18 protein-coding genes and 3 pseudogenes are annotated in these 17,968 nt (G+C 35.4%); all 21 read left to right on the forward strand.

Translation table 11 applies throughout. The annotated features are described in order from the left end of the window. Positions 1 to 119 (forward strand): annotated as a pseudogene (locus OZD64_RS03090) (IS5-like element ISWpi1 family transposase); the annotation flags it as partial. Between the two features lie 11 nt (positions 120 to 130). Further along, a pseudogene (locus OZD64_RS03095) lies at positions 131 to 370 on the forward strand (AAA family ATPase); the annotation flags it as partial. Positions 371 to 407: 37 nt separating this feature from the next. Then, a complete protein-coding gene (locus tag OZD64_RS03100) occupies positions 408 to 908 on the forward strand; it encodes a hypothetical protein (RefSeq protein ID WP_264375362.1) in 501 nt (166 codons plus the stop codon). Further along, the gene (locus tag OZD64_RS03105) at positions 893 to 2,143 is read left to right on the forward strand and encodes an AAA family ATPase (RefSeq protein WP_264375361.1); all 1,251 of its coding nucleotides are present in this window, start codon (positions 893 to 895) and stop codon (positions 2,141 to 2,143) included. Before OZD64_RS03100 ends, OZD64_RS03105 begins: the two co-directional genes overlap by 16 nt. A gap of 17 nt (positions 2,144 to 2,160) precedes the next feature. Continuing rightward, positions 2,161 to 4,209, forward strand: coding sequence for an AAA family ATPase (locus tag OZD64_RS03110; RefSeq protein WP_226079819.1), 2,049 nt, complete (start codon positions 2,161 to 2,163; stop codon positions 4,207 to 4,209). 90 nt (positions 4,210 to 4,299) lie between these two features. Next, positions 4,300 to 4,983, forward strand: coding sequence for a hypothetical protein (locus tag OZD64_RS03115; protein ID WP_108784542.1), 684 nt, complete (start codon positions 4,300 to 4,302; stop codon positions 4,981 to 4,983). Positions 4,984 to 4,998: 15 nt separating this feature from the next. Next, positions 4,999 to 6,927: a DUF4815 domain-containing protein gene (locus OZD64_RS03120; protein ID WP_264375358.1), complete on the forward strand. Its 1,929-nt coding sequence runs from the start codon at positions 4,999 to 5,001 to the stop codon at positions 6,925 to 6,927. A 20-nt stretch (positions 6,928 to 6,947) separates the two neighbouring features. After that, a complete protein-coding gene (locus OZD64_RS03125; protein WP_264376935.1) occupies positions 6,948 to 8,141 on the forward strand; it encodes a hypothetical protein in 1,194 nt (397 codons plus the stop codon). A gap of 4 nt (positions 8,142 to 8,145) precedes the next feature. Continuing rightward, entirely contained in the window at positions 8,146 to 8,349 is a 204-nt protein-coding gene (locus tag OZD64_RS03130) for a hypothetical protein (protein WP_108784583.1), read from the forward strand. Further along, entirely contained in the window at positions 8,346 to 9,617 is a 1,272-nt protein-coding gene (locus OZD64_RS03135) for a hypothetical protein (protein ID WP_264376936.1), read from the forward strand. Before OZD64_RS03130 ends, OZD64_RS03135 begins: the two co-directional genes overlap by 4 nt. A gap of 6 nt (positions 9,618 to 9,623) precedes the next feature. Continuing rightward, positions 9,624 to 10,175: pseudogene (locus OZD64_RS03140) on the forward strand (hypothetical protein); the annotation flags it as partial. 3 nt (positions 10,176 to 10,178) lie between these two features. Next, positions 10,179 to 11,354: a phage tail sheath subtilisin-like domain-containing protein gene (locus OZD64_RS03145; protein WP_264376938.1), complete on the forward strand. Its 1,176-nt coding sequence runs from the start codon at positions 10,179 to 10,181 to the stop codon at positions 11,352 to 11,354. An 11-nt stretch (positions 11,355 to 11,365) separates the two neighbouring features. Further along, on the forward strand, positions 11,366 to 11,872 hold the full coding sequence (locus tag OZD64_RS03150) for a phage major tail tube protein (RefSeq protein ID WP_108783961.1): 507 nt from the start codon (positions 11,366 to 11,368) through the stop codon (positions 11,870 to 11,872). A gap of 88 nt (positions 11,873 to 11,960) precedes the next feature. After that, a complete protein-coding gene (locus OZD64_RS03155; protein ID WP_264375233.1) occupies positions 11,961 to 12,218 on the forward strand; it encodes a phage tail assembly protein in 258 nt (85 codons plus the stop codon). Positions 12,219 to 12,327: 109 nt separating this feature from the next. Further along, on the forward strand, positions 12,328 to 14,592 hold the full coding sequence (locus OZD64_RS03160) for a phage tail tape measure protein (protein WP_108783959.1): 2,265 nt from the start codon (positions 12,328 to 12,330) through the stop codon (positions 14,590 to 14,592). Beyond that, positions 14,592 to 14,939, forward strand: coding sequence for a phage tail protein (locus tag OZD64_RS03165; protein ID WP_039950887.1), 348 nt, complete (start codon positions 14,592 to 14,594; stop codon positions 14,937 to 14,939). Before OZD64_RS03160 ends, OZD64_RS03165 begins: the two co-directional genes overlap by 1 nt. Beyond that, positions 14,936 to 15,145 (forward strand): tail protein X, encoded by a 210-nt coding sequence (locus tag OZD64_RS03170; RefSeq protein ID WP_006015620.1) that lies wholly within the window; start codon positions 14,936 to 14,938, stop codon positions 15,143 to 15,145. The genes OZD64_RS03165 and OZD64_RS03170 overlap by 4 nt, the downstream gene beginning before the upstream one ends. Next, the gene (locus OZD64_RS03175) at positions 15,146 to 16,090 is read left to right on the forward strand and encodes a contractile injection system protein, VgrG/Pvc8 family (protein WP_006015622.1); all 945 of its coding nucleotides are present in this window, start codon (positions 15,146 to 15,148) and stop codon (positions 16,088 to 16,090) included. It abuts the gene before it with no gap. 52 nt (positions 16,091 to 16,142) lie between these two features. Beyond that, complete coding sequence (locus OZD64_RS03180) at positions 16,143 to 16,676, forward strand: ankyrin repeat domain-containing protein (RefSeq protein WP_006015625.1); 534 nt, start codon at positions 16,143 to 16,145, stop codon at positions 16,674 to 16,676. Between the two features lie 67 nt (positions 16,677 to 16,743). Further along, positions 16,744 to 16,959 (forward strand): hypothetical protein, encoded by a 216-nt coding sequence (locus OZD64_RS03185; RefSeq protein ID WP_006015629.1) that lies wholly within the window; start codon positions 16,744 to 16,746, stop codon positions 16,957 to 16,959. A gap of 8 nt (positions 16,960 to 16,967) precedes the next feature. Continuing rightward, positions 16,968 to 17,882: a patatin-like phospholipase family protein gene (locus OZD64_RS03190; protein WP_143688973.1), complete on the forward strand. Its 915-nt coding sequence runs from the start codon at positions 16,968 to 16,970 to the stop codon at positions 17,880 to 17,882. Positions 17,883 to 17,968 lie beyond the last annotated feature (86 nt).

Here is a 17,968-nt window from a genome sequence, read left to right on the forward strand (position 1 = left end):
TTGCTTGGGTTAATAGGAATAGAAGGCTATCGAAGGAGTATGATTTACTCACAACATCCACTGAGAATTTCATATACCTAGCTATGAGTAGGGTTATGTTAAAGAGGGAATATGCTTGAATTTACTTGTTTCCGGACAACCTCTTACTCATCATACAAAAAAATTATCAAAAAAGATGCTCGAAGAAGATCCATTCCAAGGCCTAAGTGGTGCTGGATCTTTACGTGGATTTTACAGTACTGGTATGGTGATGTTTGCTCATGATGAAGAAAGTAGTGTACGCCAGATAGTATTTGAGCTTCGTAATGGTGAACGCGTGCAAAATAAACTTGTCGATAAGATAAATGGTCATTGGCAGCTAATGGAATAGCTAATTTTCACTTTAAAGTCAACTTATAGGAGAGCGTATGCTACAAGATTTTTTAACTGATTTTAATAACGCGAAACTGCAAAGCAGTTTAATACCAAAAGGTACAATAGTCAAGGTAAAAATGGCAATAAAGCCTGGAGGTTATGAAAATTGGTTCACTAAAAACTACACTACTGGCAGTATCTATTTAAATGTAGAATTTACCGTCACTGAAGGCCCATATGCAAAACGCAAGATTTTTCAGATTATAGGTATCAAAAATGGCAAAGCAGAAGGTGAAGAAGACATCTGGGGAGAATCTGGACGTTCTATGCTGCGTAGTATTTTGGAATCATCCAGAAATATTCATGCAAATGACACTTCAGAGAAAGCAGTTACCGCTAGAAGAATAAACTCTATAGCTGATTTCAACGATTTAGAGTTTACAGTAAAAGTAGGCGTTGAAACTAATAATACATACGGAGATAGAAATAGGATTACTACAGTTATTACTCCAGAATTACAAAAAAGTTTTCAAGATGATTGGTTGCCATTTTGAAGTATGACGAAGGAAAGTTGTGGGCTGCTGTTATTACTAGAGCTATTCAGGATGCAGCAGGAAAAAACCCTAAACTTAAAAAAGAGGCTTGTCAATGGATTCGCTCACGATCTTTTGAAACTGTTTGTGAGCTGGCTAATCTTGACTTTAAACGTCTAAAAAATATGTTGAACAAATTTGGAATAAACAAGGAGAATTTTATGGATTTTTCATCTAAAAATGCTTTGAAAATAAAATCATTATTAATTAATAACATCAAAGATTGTTTATCTTATTTGTTACCTGAAGGCAAATCTTACCAAGATAAATTCTATATTGGCAGTAGAAATGGAAATAAGATAATAGTTGAAATGGAAGGAGAAAATGCAGGAAATTGGTACAACCTGATCGAAGAAAAGAAAGGAAATATAATAGACCTTTGGACTTTAGTTAAAGGTAATATAGATTCTGCTGAAACATGGTTGAACGGTAAAGATGAAAGAAGTTCCATATTACAAGAAAAACAAAACGAAGGAAAAGCATTTTCTGTAAACCATTACTTAAATGACAAATCACCAATGCCACAAGATATAATAGGCCCAAGAATTTTGACACCAGGTGGTCTTTTGGTCATAGGTGGTACTCCAAAGATTGGCAAAAGTCATTTTCTTCTTTCTCTATTAGTACATCTGGCAGCAGGAAGATCATTTCTTGGCATGAAGCCTACAAGACCGCTAAAAATATTCTATCTACAAAACGAAATGGAATATGATTACATTAGAGAACGTATACAACAACTCAACAAACTTCCTCATTTAGCAACAGAAAACTTAATTGTGACGAACAAGATGAATTTGACCTTAAATGAAGAAGGTATAGAAAAAATAAAAAATATGGTAGAGGAAAAGTTTGATTTAGTTGTGATTGATTCTCCTTATAATTCCGTTAACTATGGTCTGCAGCATGCAATAGAAAAACTACGTTCCAAGATTAATCCTATGGCTGGAATAATCATCACAAATCACACCAAAAAAGTACCTACCTCTATATTGGAAAAGAATCCATTTCAAGCTCTCGTTGGTGCTAACGCTTTAAGAAGTTTTTATACATCTGGAATAGTAATATTTCAACCCAATAAACGTACAAATATCTTACAAGTAGTATATGAACTTAGAAACGGTAGATCTATACCAACAAAATTCATCAATAAGATTAATGGATGTTGGAAATCTGCTAACGTTATAGCTAGAACATAAAAATTCTTCAGGTAGGTATGGATATTTATTGTTCACAAAGAAATGGACATTATAAATTATTAGGGAAGAAAGAACAGTTAAGAACTCAACTCCTATCAAATATAAGGTCATGTCTTTCTTATTTACTGCCAAGAGGAACTTTTCGTGGTGATAAGTTCTATGTAGGTGATCTACAAGGCAATAAAGGACAAAGTATGATAGTGGAGTTAACTGGCAGTAAAGCCGGATTATGGCATGATTTTTCTACCGAAGAAGGAGGAGATATTTTTGATCTTTGGGCTGCTGTTACTGGAAAAAATCAATTTACTGATACGATAGAAGATATTGCTAAGTGGATTGGTTATTCGGAAAAAAATAACACTCTGGGGCAACCAACGGCATCATGGAACTATTACGATGAAAGTGATCAAGTGATTGTTACAGTTTATCGTTATAACACTGATTCAGGAAAAAGATATCTTCCTTTTGATGTAAAAAGGTCTAGTTTTACTCTACCAGAGACCAGGCCTTTATATAATATTCCAGGTATCATGAAATCTGATAAGGTGATTTTAGTTGAAGGTGAAAAGTGTGCAGATGCTCTGATAGAGCAAGGTATGACTGCCACAACTGCAATGTTAGGAGCAAATGCACCAATAGAAAAAACAGACTGGTCACCACTTAAGGGTAAGCATGTTATTATTTGGCCAGACAATGATGAGCCAGGTAAACAATATGCTGAGAAAGTTGTGAAAAAGCTTACTTTTCTTGGTGTTTTATCACTTACTCTTCTTGAAATACCGGAGAATAAACCAAAAGGATGGGATTCAGCTGATGGTATAGAAGAAAAGATGAATATTCCTGAATTCATTGAAAATAACTCGAAAAAAATCATCGTTAAGCAATTTCTTAATATTCAAGAATGGAGTGTGGAACGTTTTATAGGTCCAGTACCAGAGCAAAAGTTTCTTGTTGAAGGGTTATTTCCTTTAGGAGTGACATCTATTCTAGCTGCAATGGGAGATACTGGTAAAGGTATGCTTCTGCTTGATTTAGCACTGAAAGTTGCGAGTAGAAAAGATCAGCCATGTGGTTTTGGTCCTTTAGTTACTGAACATGGATCTGTGGTAATTTTCTCAGCAGAAGATGATATGAGTGAAATACATCGTCGTTTAGAGCGTCTTGATTCGCAATGCGAAAGATTAAAATATAAAGATAGGCTCTTTATTGTACCATTACCAAATGTTAGTGGATCACTTACAATCATAAAGAGTGTTTCAGGTAAAGTTATAGAGACTTCTCCTGAATTTGAATCGATAACAAAACAACTTAATAAAATAAAAGACTTAAAATTAATCGTATTTGATCCACTTGCATCATTCGTGCATGCTGATTTAAATACTGACCCAGCCGTAGGCGATTATTTGATGTCTTTATTATCTGATTTAGCAGGTAGCACTGGAGCATCAATAATTACTGCCCATCATATGAGAAAGCCAAAAAGTGAAAAACCTATATCGACTGTTGAGCAAGCACGTGATGCCATTAGAGGTACATCTGCTCTTGTTAATGGTGTTAGGTGTTCATACGCTTTTTGGTCTGTGGAAGATACAGCTAAACTGACAATTTTTAAATCAATAGGAGAATCTGTAAGACAGAACGCATTATTTTATGGAGCAATTGTTAAAGCAAACGGTTTGGCTGATCGCACTTTACGCACTTATTTAAGAAATGAAGAAACAGGATTGTTAGAGGACATAACTGAAAGATTAAGAATAAAAAATATGAACGAAAAAGATTCAAAGCAGCATCTTATAACTGCAATTACACGAGCAGCAATTTCTGGACATCCATTTACCCATACAGGAAGTACAGGAGTGTATAAACAGCGGCATAGACTACCTGAGGAGTTTCACAGTATAGGAAGAGATAGAATGGAGCGTATAGTTCAAGAGCTGTTACAAGCACGGAAGCTGGTTAAGGGAATGGCTACTGGTTCAAAAGAAGATAAATGGCTTGACATTCCTAGCGGACCATTTGCTCGTGGTGTTGGAAAGTTTAGCTGTGGAGCTGAGCTATTCTCCTAAAAAATTTTTCTGATATAAAAAAATATTTTGATTTTTGCGGACGAATTTTGAAGTCATCGTACATATATAATATAGGAGACTTAATTAAAAATGTCAATTCTCACACAGTCAGGAAGAGCAGCAATAGCAGCAAGTATAAAAGAGCAGTCTCTACATCTTGCCTGGGGCAGTGGTGACTCAAATTGGGAAAGTAGCCATCAGGTCGAAAAAGTTTTTGTTGAGGGTGAAATAGCTCTAGATCACCACACTATTAAAGATGTAAGGGTTTTTACAGGACAAATAATTTATCAGCCAAGTATAGACTATACAGTTGATAGCAGTACTGGTGTAATAAAACTTACGGAAAATAGCTCTATCACGGCAAATAGTGCAGTTACTGTAGAATATACTCAAAGCACACCACCTGAACCTATAAATTCTATAAAGCTCTTGAATGAACTTGGCAGACGTACTGCAGATGAGGTTCTCTTTTGCACAGGTGATGAGAATGGAGAGCTTTTGACTCCAACAGGGAGGTTTAGGTCCTCAAATGTACCAACCAATAATTTGTACCTTAAATTTACTTTCGATTTCACGGATGCAGCAAATCAAGTGATAAGGGAACTAGGAGTTATGGTTGGTACAAGGGTAAAAGAAAAATTGCCTCCTGGACAAAGGTATTTTGAACCACAAGATATAGAAGACCCAGGGATCTTATTAGTTTTAGAACATACAGTACCGCTCATTAGGACTTCAGCAACCAGGGAAACTTTTTCGTTTGTAGTGACATTTTAGAAAAAGAGAAAAAAGATGACCTTAAATAGCTATTATAACCGCTTTAATCCTGACAAAGAATACGAAAAAAGCTTGTTTCTAGCAGGAAGAGGTCTACAGTCAGCAGAATTAAACGAGACGCAAGAATATGCTCTCTCTAAGCTTAAAGGCATAGGCGATGCAATATTTCGTGATGGCGATGTTATAACAGGAAGCAATTGTATTATAGATAGAGAAACTGGTAAAGTTACACTTGAGTCAGGAAAAATCTATCTTCGTGGAGCGGTGAGAAAAGTAGAGGCAAAAGAGTTTGTTATTCCACTGAGTACCACAGTGCGTATAGGTGTTTATTACGTAGAATCTACCATTACAGAACTTGAGGACGAAAATCTTCGTGATCCTGCTATTGGTACAAGAAACTATCAGGAAGTAGGAGCTGCAAGGCTTAAAGTTTCCACCATTTGGGGATACCAAGTAGAAAGTGTTACTGTTAACTCTACAAATGGCGAATTTTACCCAATTTACAATATTGAAAATGGAGTATTGATAGAACATTCACCGCCACCACAAGCAAATATAGTAACTACTGCTCTTGCTCGTTATGACAAAGAGGCAAATGGTTCCTACGTTGTAAATGGCCTTGAAGTAATGTTCCTGCAAAAGGAAGAGGGGGAAGGAGGAAAAAAAATATTTGTAATTAATGAGGGAAAAGCTCATGTTGATGGCTATGAGATTGAGTTACCTCACAGTATTCGCATTTCTTTTGATGAAGATCCAGATATAAAATCAGTTGAATCAGAACCACATACTTTTCAGCCAAATAGCCAAAGAGTAATGGAACTGAAGGTTAATGATTTTCCAATAAGTGAAATTAAAAAAGTAGATATAACTGTTCAAAAAACCATTACCATTACTCATGGTTCATATTCAGGAGCTGTTGATCCAATACCTGACTCTGCAGTACTTGAAATTATTCAAATTAAACAAGGTAATGTTATTTATGAAAATAGTGTAGATTATAAACTAAACGCAGGAAATATTGATTGGTCATTACCCGGCAAAGAACCAGCTCCTGGAAGTAGTTATCAAATAACTTACCGCTGTCGCACTCATGTAAGTCCTGAAGATATAAGTGAGCAGGGGTGTAAAGTAAAAGGAGCAGTTGATAACAGCTTGGTTTTGATTGATTATACCTGGAAAATGCCCCGCTTTGATTTAATTACTATCGATAGCAAAGGGGTGGTAAGGAGAATAAAAGGAATTTCCCATTCTTGGCGACCATCGATGCCTAAAGCGCCCTCTGGACAACTTTTGCTCTGCTACATTCATCAGACGTGGAAGAAAGGCGAAGGGGTAAAAATAGTGAATAATGCTATTCATGCTGTACCGATGAATGAGCTTGAAGCAATGAAAAAAGGAATAAATGATCTTTATGCGCTGGTTGCAGAGGAACGTTTACGCAGTGATGCAAATTCAAGAGAACCTACAACGAAAAAAGGAGTATTTGTTGATTCGTTCTTCGATGATGATATGCGTGATCAAGGAATTTCGCAGTCTGCAGCGATAGTAAACAAGGAATTAATTTTACCAATAGATGTAACGATTGCTGATATTGATGGAGGAGAAAAAACTTATTTGTTGCCGTATGAACTTGAACCGGTACTGGAGCAGCTTTTACAGACTACAGGAGAAAAAATTAATCCGTATCAAGCCTTTGATCCAGTACCAGCACAAATTACTTTAAATAAAAATATTGATCACTGGACGGAGGTAAAAACAAATTGGAAAAGTCCAGTAACCAGAGTATTTAATGTTAAAGAAACAACAGAGCTGCTGTCAAGTACCTCATACGAAACTGAATTTATGCGAGAAGCAACTCAAAATTTTGAGATTGAGGGTTTTGCAACTGGTGAAAAGCTTAAGGAATTAAAGTTTGATGGAATTTTTATTCAACCTCAAGCATAGAAAATATTTGAAAGAAAAACATGATCGCAACATTTATTGCTGATAACAGAGGAAAAATAAAAGGAAGATTTACTGTACCAAGAAACATTCCTGCTGGAACTAAGTTAGTGCAGTTCTTCGGTGATAAAGGCAGTTATGGAGAAGCAACTTATACTGGTAAAAAAACAATTACCATAGAGGAAAGAAGAAGAGTTATCGCGGCAAGAAGAGTTGATCCTTTAGCGCAAACATTTACTCTAAATGAAAGTAGGCACATAGGAGGCGTGGAACTATGGTTTGTAAATAAAGGCAAAAAACGTGTTGTTGTGCAGATTAGAGAAACAGCAGTGGGAATGCCCTCGCAGACTGTCATTGCTGAAAGTTATATTGAGCCAAGAGATATAAAGGTGGATGGCACAGCAACACGTATTACTTGGTCACCAGTGTTTTGCCATGCAGGACGAGAGTATGCAATAGTACTGCTTACTGATGATCAGGGTACTGCAGTAAAAATAGCAGAACTTGGCAAATATGATGCAGTAAATAGCCGTTGGGTAACGAGTCAGCCATATCAAGTAGGAGTATTACTCTCATCTAGCAACGCAAGTACTTGGACTCCACATCAGAACTTAGATTTAACGTTTCGGCTTTTGGCTGCAAAATTTAGCGAAGTTTCTCACATTATTGATCTTGGCAAGGTTACTGCAAATAACGTATCAGATTTAATTGTTTTGACGAACGTCGAAAAAGTAGCATTTGATACCAATGTAGAATTTATTTTAACAGATGAAGAAGGAAAAGAAAATTTTTTGTCTGATAATTTGCCGCTCGCACTGCGTGAAAGAATAAATGGGGAATTAACGGTAAAAGCAAGCCTAAAAGGAGGGCGAGAAAAAAGTCCAGTTCTTTATCCTGGGTTACAGTTAGTTCTGGGTAATCTTTCAGAGTTCGGAGATTATGTTACAAGAAGCATTACAGCAGGAGCTAACACTAAGATTACCATAACATATGATGCGCTGATACCTGGCACTGCAGATGTTAAAGCATATGTGCAAAAAAATGTGGATTGGCAATTAGTAAATTTAACATCAGGAAAACCAATTGGAGAAAATTGGGTAGAGAGAACTCATGTGCTGACAAACTTTAATGGCAATGAGACAAGGATAAAATTAGTTTTAAGTGGAACGGTTGTCTATCGGCCAAAGGTAAAAAACTTGCGGATTGTTATAACGTAAAAAAATGCCAAATAATGAAACGAGGCGCGGATATCCTTTACCACATCCAGAGAATATTGCTGTGCAAGATGTGGTACGTATTCGCAAAGCGGTAGAAAAAATAGATGAAGATATGAGTGAGAGGGAAAGTAAACACAACGATCTTCAAAAAGCATTTGAACGACTGAATTTTGAGAATTTTTTGAATTTTTGGAGTAATAACAGATGACTATCGCCAAAGAAGTAGTTTATGCATTGCATCAGAGACTGAAAGATCTATCTGTAAATGCTACCCCTGATCAACTCGCATATCTCGCAAAATCTCTAGAGTCTATTGCTGGGCAAAGTACAGTACTTGATATTGTACAGATGACTGACATAAAATTAAAAGAACTTCTTGACAGTAGCACAAGTCATTTAAATAAATTAGATAGTAGTAAAAACAATGCATTAGCAGCAATCTCTGAATTAGAAGGAAAGTCATTAAAGAAAATAGATGAAAAAGGAATTACAAATTTATCACTACTTGATAGCAGAAAAGATTCACATGTTGCCACCATCAATAATGCCGGAGATCTAAATAGCATAAGAAACACATTAAATAGCCTTAAAGCCATAAGCGATATACCAACTGGTTCATCAGTTATGAAAGAAATAAAAACTAGAGAAGACCAATTAAAAATCCTTACAACTAAATTTAACTCGATTAATGATGTGCCAAATGGGTCATCAATTATAAAAGAGATAAGAAAGCGCAATATGGTTGAACCTGAATCATTACCTTTTCTGTTTGGCATTCTTAATCGATATAATGACTATGGTTGGTCTGATGATAATGGCTATTTCAAAACAGAATTAGGGCAGTGGTATAAAGATACAGCAAAAACCGACTATATGCTGCAGCTCCTTGCAGGTAGTAATACTTATGATTGTACGTATTCTAGTTTTTATCATCCACCACAGTTGTACTTCTTACAAGGAAGTAACGGTAAATTTCTGTACAGAAAAGCATTTTTACGTCGTAGTCACAGCTCAGATCAATACAGTTACCCATATGCACTACTTGGAGTAATATTTGTAAAAAACACTACAAACAGCGATAAAACACGAACGCTTCATTTTAGTGGTTCATCACGTTGGAGTTCAGGATATGAAGGAGCAGGGTTATTCGTAGGAACACCTAGTCACGTTAATACTAATAAATCGGCAATCTCAGGAATAACTTGGACAAATATTTACAACTACTCAACTAATTCTGCAGTATTTAGTAGTTCAAATAATATTACTGTGCCAGCAAATAAGACAGTAGCAATTTTATTTTACGCATCGCCATATTTTTACACATCTGATTATCACCATTACAGTTGGTTTATGAGGTGGAGTATTTATAACTTTCGGAGCAATTTTTTAACTACAGGGCTTGAGATAGATGTAGAGAGAACGCTAAGGGCTTGGCAATGTCCAGGATTATCTAACACGCATGAGATTTGGAGGTAACAAACAATGTCTATCTACATTAGATTTGAAAATGATAAACAAGTAGAAACAACAATACTTGAAAGCAAGCCAAAAGGTAAAAATTGGTATGAAGCGCCAAAAGATTTTGATTGGCAAAAAAGCTATTGTTTAACAGAAGGAGGAGAAATTGCTCAGCGGAATCAAGAAGATATTGAATTGGAGTTATTGCAAAATGCGAAATTTTCTGCACTTTCTAATCTTCGTGCTTATTATGATAACTATACTAACCAATACACAGGACATTCTCACCAGAAGTCTAAGTCGTATGCGATACAAGCGAAAGCCGCAAAAAGCATTCTAGCAGCACCAGAATCTATAGATGAAAAGGATAAAGAAATTATAGAACCTTTAGCAAAAGTCCGTGGTATTACAGTTATCGAAATGGCAAGGATAATCGAGGAAAAAGTGAAAAAAGCAGTAAAAGCGATAGTGAAATGCGAGGAGTTGGAAGACATGGCGAAGAGGAAAATTGAAGAAGCTAAAAGTGAAGTAGAGCTACAGGCTTTGCTCAATGATTTTAAACAAAGAATGCAAAAAAAAATGACAGAGCAATTTTTACATGGTGTAAATGTTATTGAGGTAACCTCAGGGGCCAAGGTAGTACGCACAGCTAAATCATCAGTGATAGGTGTAATTGGTACTGCACCTGAAGCAGATGGGCAAAAATTTCCACTGAATAAGCCAGTACTGATAGCAGGAAGCTTAAAAGAAGCGGTAAAACTTGGCAAAAAGGGGACTCTTTTTTCAGCAGTAAATGGAGTATTTTCCCAAATTGGTGCAACAGTAGTAGTTATTCGAGTTGAAGAAAGTGATCCAAAATTAAAAGAAGAAGAGACGCTGAAGAATATAATTGGCGGTGTTGATGAGGAAACCGGAGAATATCAGGGAATTGAGGCATTTCTCAGCAGTGAAAGCATAGTTCATGTTGCGCCAAGAATATTAATTGCACCTCAGTTTACTCACCAACTACCAGAAGATGGCAAAAATCCAGTGGTTGCAGCATTAATTCCTATAGCAGAAAAGCTGAGAAGCATAATAGTAGCAGATGGACCAAATACTAATGATGAAGAAGCAATAAAATGGAGAAAAAGTGTAGGCAGCTCAAGAGTTTACGTGGTTGACCCATGGATTAAGTTATTTATTGAAGGAAAAGAAGAAATCTTGCCATCGAGTCCATTTGTAGCTGGTTTAATAGCTAAGATAGACAGCGAGCAAGGCTTCTGGCACTCACCTTCAAATAAAGAAATAAACGGTATTGTTGGAACAAGCAGGCCTATTGATTTTACTCTCGGTAATACAAATTGCAGAGCAAACCACTTAAATGAAAATGAAGTAACAACGATAATTCATCAAAATGGCTATAGGCTTTGGGGAAATAGAACATGTTCAAATGACTCAAAATGGGCTTTTTTGTCAGTGAGAAGGACTGCAGATTTAATTAATGATAGTTTACTTCGAGCTCATCTCTGGGCAGTTGATCGAAATATCACCAAAACTTATATAGATGATGTAATTGAGGGGGTGAATTCTTATCTTGCAAGTTTAAAAGCACAAGGAGCAATTATTAGCGGAAAATGTTATACAACACCAGAGCTCAATACACCGGCAAATATTGCAAGCGGGAAAGTATATTTTGATTTCGAATTTACACCACCATATCCGGCTGAGCAAATAATATTCAGGTCTCATCTTGTAAATAATAGTATAATAAGTTAGGAGCAAGTAAAGTGTTACCGAAAATACTGAGAAATTTTAACGTATTTGTTGATGGTCGTGGTTATGCAGGGAAAATTGATGAAATAACCTTGCCGAAGCTTACCATAAAAACTGAAGAATACAGAGCTGGTGGTATGGATATTCCAGTAAATATTGATATGGGCATGGAAAAGCTTGAAGCAGATTTCACTTTTGCTGAATACGATACAGAGCTCTTTCGGCTATTTGGGTTGATAAATGGAAATTCAGTAGCTTTGATGCTCCGTGGTGGAATGCAAGGTAGTGGAAGTAATGATATTGAAGCAGTAATAATCAATTTAAGAGGCATTTTTAAAGAATTTGATTTTGGTAACTGGAAACCTGCTGAAAAAGCAACGCTGAAGTGTACTGTAGCTGCTCATTACTATAAACTTACCATAGGTGGCAATGAGCTGATAGAGATCGATGCTGAAAATATGATAAGAAAGATAAATGGCGTTGATCAAATGGCCTTGCTGCAAACGGTTTTAGGAATATGAAAACTTATTTGAAATTTTATTTTTTAAGGAGAAGCATATTAAAATAACTTTAAAAGTGTAAAAATATTTTATTTTTTAGGAGAATTTTATGAAAACTATAACACTAAACAACCCAATTACAGTTGATGGAATTTCTGTCTCAGAACTTACCGTTAGACGTCCAAAAGTTAGGGATTATCTTGCCATAGATCGTCTAAATGGTAGTGATTTAAGTAAAGAAGTCACTCTGACAGCGAACTTAACATCAGTGGCAAAAGAATCAATTGAGGAGTTAGATATTGCTGATTATGTTAAAGTACAAGAGGTGCTCAAGGATTTTTTTTCACCAGTTATTCAAAGAACTTGAGGTCAGAAGTATTAATGTTCAGCTCTGTTGTAGGAGGCGGAGTTGAACAAATACTTGATATGGAGATTAGTGAATTTATTTTATGGAGCAAATTAGCTAGGGAGTTCAAATGTCAGTATTATCGATAAAAATAGGTGCAGTACTTGATGGCAGTTTTAATACTGTAATAAAGGGCAGTAGTAGTCAACTTACTCATCTTGGTGAGAACATAAGAAAGCTTGACTCATCTTTAAAATCAGTATCAAAATTTAAGCAGTTGGGTAGTGATGTTTTGACTAGCAGGAGGTCGTGGAAGGGCTTTGAAGATCAAGTAAAATCTTTAGCTAAACAAATGAAAGCAATAGAGAAACCGAGCAAAACTTTAAAAGCTGAATTTGATAAAGCTAAGTTTTCTGCAACAAAAGCAAAAGAAGCATATTTGAAAAAGAGAGATGCTTTGCATTCATTTAATGAAGAAGTAAGGAAAAGTGGAAGAAATATTAAGTCATTAGTAAGTGATCAATATAAACTTGGTTCTTCTATTGAAGTGCTAAAAGGTAAGTATGGTAAGCTTGGGTCTGCAATACGTAGTCACCAAAGTTTTTTAGCAAGCAAAGCACATTTTAAGTCACAAATTATAGAGACTATTGGGCTAGGGCTAACGCTTGCAGCTCCAGTTAAAGTTGCGATTGACTTTGAAAGTGCTATGGCTGATGTTACAAAAGTGGTAGATTTTAAAAAAGGAACGGATGAAGCAACTAAATTTGCAAAGAAGTTAAAAGAGATGTCACGCACTATACCATTATCAGCCGCAGAACTGGCACAAATAGCTGCAAGTGGTGGTCAACTTGGTATCAAGAAAGAAGATCTTTTTATGTTTACAGAAACAGTGGCAAAAATGTCTACAGCATTTGATATGTCTGCAGAGCAAGCAGGTGATTCTATAGCTAAACTCTCTAACGTTTATGGCATTGATGTTAGTAAAATGGAACATGTTGGTAATGTGATCAACCACTTATCAGATAACACTGCTGCTAAAGCAAGAGATATGGTTGAAACTCTAGCAATAGTTGGTGGTACTGCAAAGCAGTTTGGTTTGGATATCGAGAAAACAAGTAGTTTAGCAAATGCTTTCATTAGCTTAGGTAAAACACCTGAAAAAGCTGCAACTGCTATAAATGCTCTACTTAGTAAACTTCAGACTGCTGAAGAACAAGGAGGGGATTTTAAAGCAGCATTAGAGCAAATGGGAATAACTGCAGAAGAAATAGTACAAAGAATAAGCGAAAACGGCGAAGAAGCATTACTCTATTTTTTTCAAACTCTAAAGAAAATGGATAACCAGGAACGTTCTACAATCCTTATGAAACTTTTCGGTCAGGAATATCAAGATGATATTGCATTATTAGCTGGAAGTTTTAATAAGTATGAGGATGCAATAAAGTTATTGGCTAATACAGAAAAGTACAAGAGCTCTCTACAAGAAGAATTCAAAAATCGTGCAGACACTACAGCTAATAAATTACGACTTCTTCGAAATGCAATAGCTGAAGTTGGTATGAACCTGGGCTCAGTGATGTTGCCTACTTTAAAATCTATAGCTGAATTTTTACAAGAAAAAACTAGATATATAGCAGAGTTTGCAGAAAAATATCCAACTTTAACCACGGCGATCATGGGTACTGTAGCATCCTTGATAAGTTTAAAAATTGTAGCAGTAGGACTAGGATACGGATTTACATTGCTAGGAAGTACGATTTTTAGTCTGAAAGCAAACCTACTTGGAGTATTTTCATTTTTATCAGCTACAGTTTTTCCTGCAGTAGTAACAGGACTAAGAGCAATAACACTCGTTAACCCTATAGGACTTTTAGTTGCTGGACTTGTTACTGGTGCAGCTCTTGTTATAGCTAACTGGCAAAAGGTGAAAGACTTTTTCTCTAGCTTGTGGAAATCACTCATTGAACCTATAGGAAAAGCTTTTTCATGGATAGGGGAAAGTGTATTTGGAAAAGTATTGGAAAATAGCCCACTGAAAGAATTTGAAAAAAGAAAAACTGAAATAAAAGCAGTCCATACTCCCATAAAGAGTAATATTCTCAACAGTGGAAATCCTGTGCTAGGTAACAGTATAATTAAAGAATTTTCAAAGAGAAATAAAAATAGCTTCAGAGTCAAAAGCCTTATTGAGGAGACAGAGAGCGATAAGATATTTGCAAGGAGTAAGTTTGAAAATAAAGAACAAAATAAAACTCAGAACATCACTAATAATTACACTATCAGCATTAAAGCAGAACCTAACCAAGATGTTCGTAGTCTTGCAGATGAAGTAATAAAAAGGATAAGAGAAAAGTCACGTGATGTTTTATTTGATACGGTAGAGACATTTTATTGATGCTATCTCTTGGTCCGTATAAGTTTGCTCCCACAAGTTTAAAGTATAGCAAAGAAAATCGTTGGAGCACGATTGAGTGTATTGAAAATATGCCACTATTACAAAATATCGGTCAAGGTGTAGAAAATATAGATTTAGAAGGAATGATTTATCTGCATAATCTCAACGGGCTAAATCAATTAAAGAGTGTGAAAGAAGCTGAAAAACCACATATTTTAGTAGATAGTTTAGGTAATATTTTAGGACAATTCGTAATTACTAGGTTAGAAGAAAAGCAGATGTATTTTTTACCTAATGGACTACCAAGAAAAGTTGAATTTAGTTTGAGTTTAAAAAGCTATAGATGACTGTATACTATGTGAGTAAAGAAAATGAGATGTTAGATCTGATTTGCTGGAAACATTACGGATTTACTGATGGAGTAGTGGAATTAGTACTAGCAGAGAACTTAGGTTTGGCAGAATACGGAAGCTTTTTGCCTGCAGGATTAAAGATAAAGCTTCCTACTATTAAGAAAATAGTACAAAAGTCAAAATTAAAGGTCTGGGAATAAATGCAGCCAGATTTTATAATAGATAAATGTGAATCAATTAAAGATAGAGTTATATCATTGCACCTTACAGATGAATCAGGAATAATAGATGATGTAGTTGAAGTGTGTGTTAATTACAGGGATGAAGACATAGATATTCCGAATGAATTGAACATAGCACTAGGTTATAAGGAATTTGGAATCTTTCCAATGGGTATATATACAGTCAACGAAGTGACTATACAGGGTCCACCTAAGACTCTACTAATCAAAGCTCATGCAACAAATTTAAGAATATCTTTGAAGGCAAAAGTATCAAAAGAATGGCGCCAAATTACCATAGAAAACTTAGTAAAAGAAATAGCCCAAAAACATGGATATGGATACAAAGTCGCTAAGGAATTTAAGAGTGTATTGATACCCCATATTAATCAGGCAGATGAAAGTGATATAAGTCTGTTAACAAAGATCGCAACAGAGCGTGAAGCAATGGCAAAATTAGCTGGTGGGTATATATTGTTTATTTCAAAGAATATGGCAAAATCAGCCACAGGAAAAGCTTTAGGAACAACGACTATTAGACCTCAAGATACAATTAACTGGAAAGTACATTTTACCGTACGTGATAAGTATAATTCAGTAGTGGCAAAGTGGCATAGCTATGAAAAGGGCGAAACTATTAAAGAAACAGTTGGTAGTAGCGAGCCAAGTTATATTATGCTGGAACTTTACTCTAATGCAGAGTCAGCGCTGAGTGCAGCAAATGCCAAGTTGAAACAATTGAAGCGTAACAATGAAGCTTTAGATATAACTATGCCTGGTAATCCTCAAATTTTTGCAGAAGCTAAACTTAATCTTATAGACTTTAACCAAGCGGTAGATGGTGAATGGATAGTTAATAGAGCGGAGCATACTTTAAATAGCTCAGGTTACCTTACTATGTTGTCAGCATCTTTGAGTAAGTAATGTTAATAAAAAATGAGTAAATGATCTATTTAATATTAAAAAGATGTTGAATATGGATAAATTGGGTCAAGATACAAAAAACAAGCTGCATTTTTGGTGGCTTATAACAGTAATAGTATGTATTATTGCTACCTATTCCTACATGAAGGCAAAGGCTGCAGATAATTATAAAACGATATTACGCATTGCTTCTCAAAATTGTAACTTAGAGACTGTAAAATTCTTAGTAGAAAATCTATTAGATATTAATGTGCAGATCCCTAAATTAACAGCACTACATTATGCTGCAGAAGAGGGATGTGCAGAGGTTGTAAAATTCCTAGTAGAAAAAGGAGTTGATATAAATGCTACGAAATATGAAAGATGGACACCTTTACATGCAGCTACATATGAAGGCAAATTGGAGATAATTAGATTTTTATTAGACAAAGGTTCAGACCCTACCATTAGAGATACAGATGGAAAAACACCAAGGAAAATTGCTGTATTAAGATCACGGCATAATAAGGACAAACCTTATGATGAAATCATTAAGCTACTTGCAGAAGCAGAGGATCGATACAAATCAATAGAAAGAAATCACTAAAGCTGTAAGTTTTCTATAATCTGTATATAAACTTCTAAAACTATCCATAACAAGTTAATATCTTCACATGAAAAAGCAAAAAATCCCAATCACAGTAATAGTAACGATAGTAATACAGACCATAGCAACAATTTGGTGGCTCGCTAAGCTTGATTTAAAAGTACAAATTCATGATCAATTTATAGAACGAAATCACGAACTAATGGAAACAGTTTATCGCCTTGAGGAGCGGGTAAAAAACCTCATTGAAGAAGTTAATGAGCTTGAGCAAAAACACAAATAAATTTCACAGTGGTAAAATACATTTTATCCGTTGATGGAGGTGGCATTAGAGGGATAATACCTGCCATTATTCTAGCAGAAATTGAATCTAGGACAAAAAAGCCAATTTCCCAGATTTTTGATTTAATGGCAGGAACCTCAACCGGTGGGATTATTGTTGCTGGACTTTGTAAAAGCAATAAACTTCAATACTCTGCCAATGATTTGGTTGAACTTTATCAAGAGTATGGAGCATATATCTTTCAATCATCATTTTGGAGAAAATCAATTGCTTCTTGGCTGAGTGGTTCTCAGTACTCATATAGAAATATGGAATTTATTCTCAACAAATACTTTGGTGAAAGTACTATGGCCGATGTTGCGAGTAATCTACTACTCACCAGTTATGACATTCACAATAGTTGTGAATTTTTCTTCAAAAGTTGGAAAGAAAAAAACATTAAGTTGAAAGATGCACTCAGAGCTACAACAGCTGCTCCAACGTACTTCACACCAAAACGTCTGAAAATTAGCCAAACAGAGAGAGTATTGATAGATGGTGGAGTGTTTGCAAATAATCCAGCGGCTTGTGCATATGCAAGTGGTAAGAGGTTATTTCCAAATGATGAGATTATACTTCTATCAATAGGCACTGGTGGAACAGATAGAAGTATAAAGTATGCTAACTCAAGGAAATTTGGCAAAATAGGGTGGATCAAGCCACTACTGAATGTGATGTTTGCCTCTGGATTGGATTGCGTTGATTATCAACTAGAACAAGTAATAGACGATAAATATATAAGAATACAATCGCAATTGAAAGTAGCATCGACTGAGATGGACAATATTACACTCAAAAATATCAAATCTCTTCAGCAAGAGGCAAATGCAATGATAGAGGACAACCAGAAATTAATAGATAAACTTTGCGATTTCATATCTTAATTTATACCAAGCAAAATTCAACTGAGCCAAAAAAGTTGGTTAGCAAATTCTGCTGGTTAAATCATTAACTAACTTTACTTATATCT

It is taken from the genome of Wolbachia endosymbiont of Drosophila tristis (genome assembly GCF_028981745.1).
In the GTDB taxonomy this organism is placed as follows: domain Bacteria; phylum Pseudomonadota; class Alphaproteobacteria; order Rickettsiales; family Anaplasmataceae; genus Wolbachia; species Wolbachia pipientis.

What these genes read in the sequence shown, in the direction of transcription:
- OZD64_RS03100 (WP_264375362.1), top strand. Translation starts at nt 408, where the DNA reads ATGCTACAAGATTTTTTAACTGATTTTAATAACGCGAAACTGCAAAGC.
- OZD64_RS03110 (WP_226079819.1), top strand. Translation starts at nt 2,161, where the DNA reads ATGGATATTTATTGTTCACAAAGAAATGGACATTATAAATTATTAGGG.
- OZD64_RS03115 (WP_108784542.1), top strand. Translation starts at nt 4,300, where the DNA reads ATGTCAATTCTCACACAGTCAGGAAGAGCAGCAATAGCAGCAAGTATA.
- OZD64_RS03120 (WP_264375358.1), top strand. Translation starts at nt 4,999, where the DNA reads ATGACCTTAAATAGCTATTATAACCGCTTTAATCCTGACAAAGAATAC.
- OZD64_RS03125 (WP_264376935.1), top strand. Translation starts at nt 6,948, where the DNA reads ATGATCGCAACATTTATTGCTGATAACAGAGGAAAAATAAAAGGAAGA.
- OZD64_RS03130 (WP_108784583.1), top strand. Translation starts at nt 8,146, where the DNA reads ATGCCAAATAATGAAACGAGGCGCGGATATCCTTTACCACATCCAGAG.
- OZD64_RS03135 (WP_264376936.1), top strand. Translation starts at nt 8,346, where the DNA reads ATGACTATCGCCAAAGAAGTAGTTTATGCATTGCATCAGAGACTGAAA.
- OZD64_RS03145 (WP_264376938.1), top strand. Translation starts at nt 10,179, where the DNA reads ATGACAGAGCAATTTTTACATGGTGTAAATGTTATTGAGGTAACCTCA.
- OZD64_RS03155 (WP_264375233.1), top strand. Translation starts at nt 11,961, where the DNA reads ATGAAAACTATAACACTAAACAACCCAATTACAGTTGATGGAATTTCT.
- OZD64_RS03160 (WP_108783959.1), top strand. Translation starts at nt 12,328, where the DNA reads ATGTCAGTATTATCGATAAAAATAGGTGCAGTACTTGATGGCAGTTTT.
- OZD64_RS03165 (WP_039950887.1), top strand. Translation starts at nt 14,592, where the DNA reads ATGCTATCTCTTGGTCCGTATAAGTTTGCTCCCACAAGTTTAAAGTAT.
- OZD64_RS03170 (WP_006015620.1), top strand. Translation starts at nt 14,936, where the DNA reads ATGACTGTATACTATGTGAGTAAAGAAAATGAGATGTTAGATCTGATT.
- OZD64_RS03175 (WP_006015622.1), top strand. Translation starts at nt 15,146, where the DNA reads ATGCAGCCAGATTTTATAATAGATAAATGTGAATCAATTAAAGATAGA.
- OZD64_RS03180 (WP_006015625.1), top strand. Translation starts at nt 16,143, where the DNA reads ATGGATAAATTGGGTCAAGATACAAAAAACAAGCTGCATTTTTGGTGG.
- OZD64_RS03185 (WP_006015629.1), top strand. Translation starts at nt 16,744, where the DNA reads ATGAAAAAGCAAAAAATCCCAATCACAGTAATAGTAACGATAGTAATA.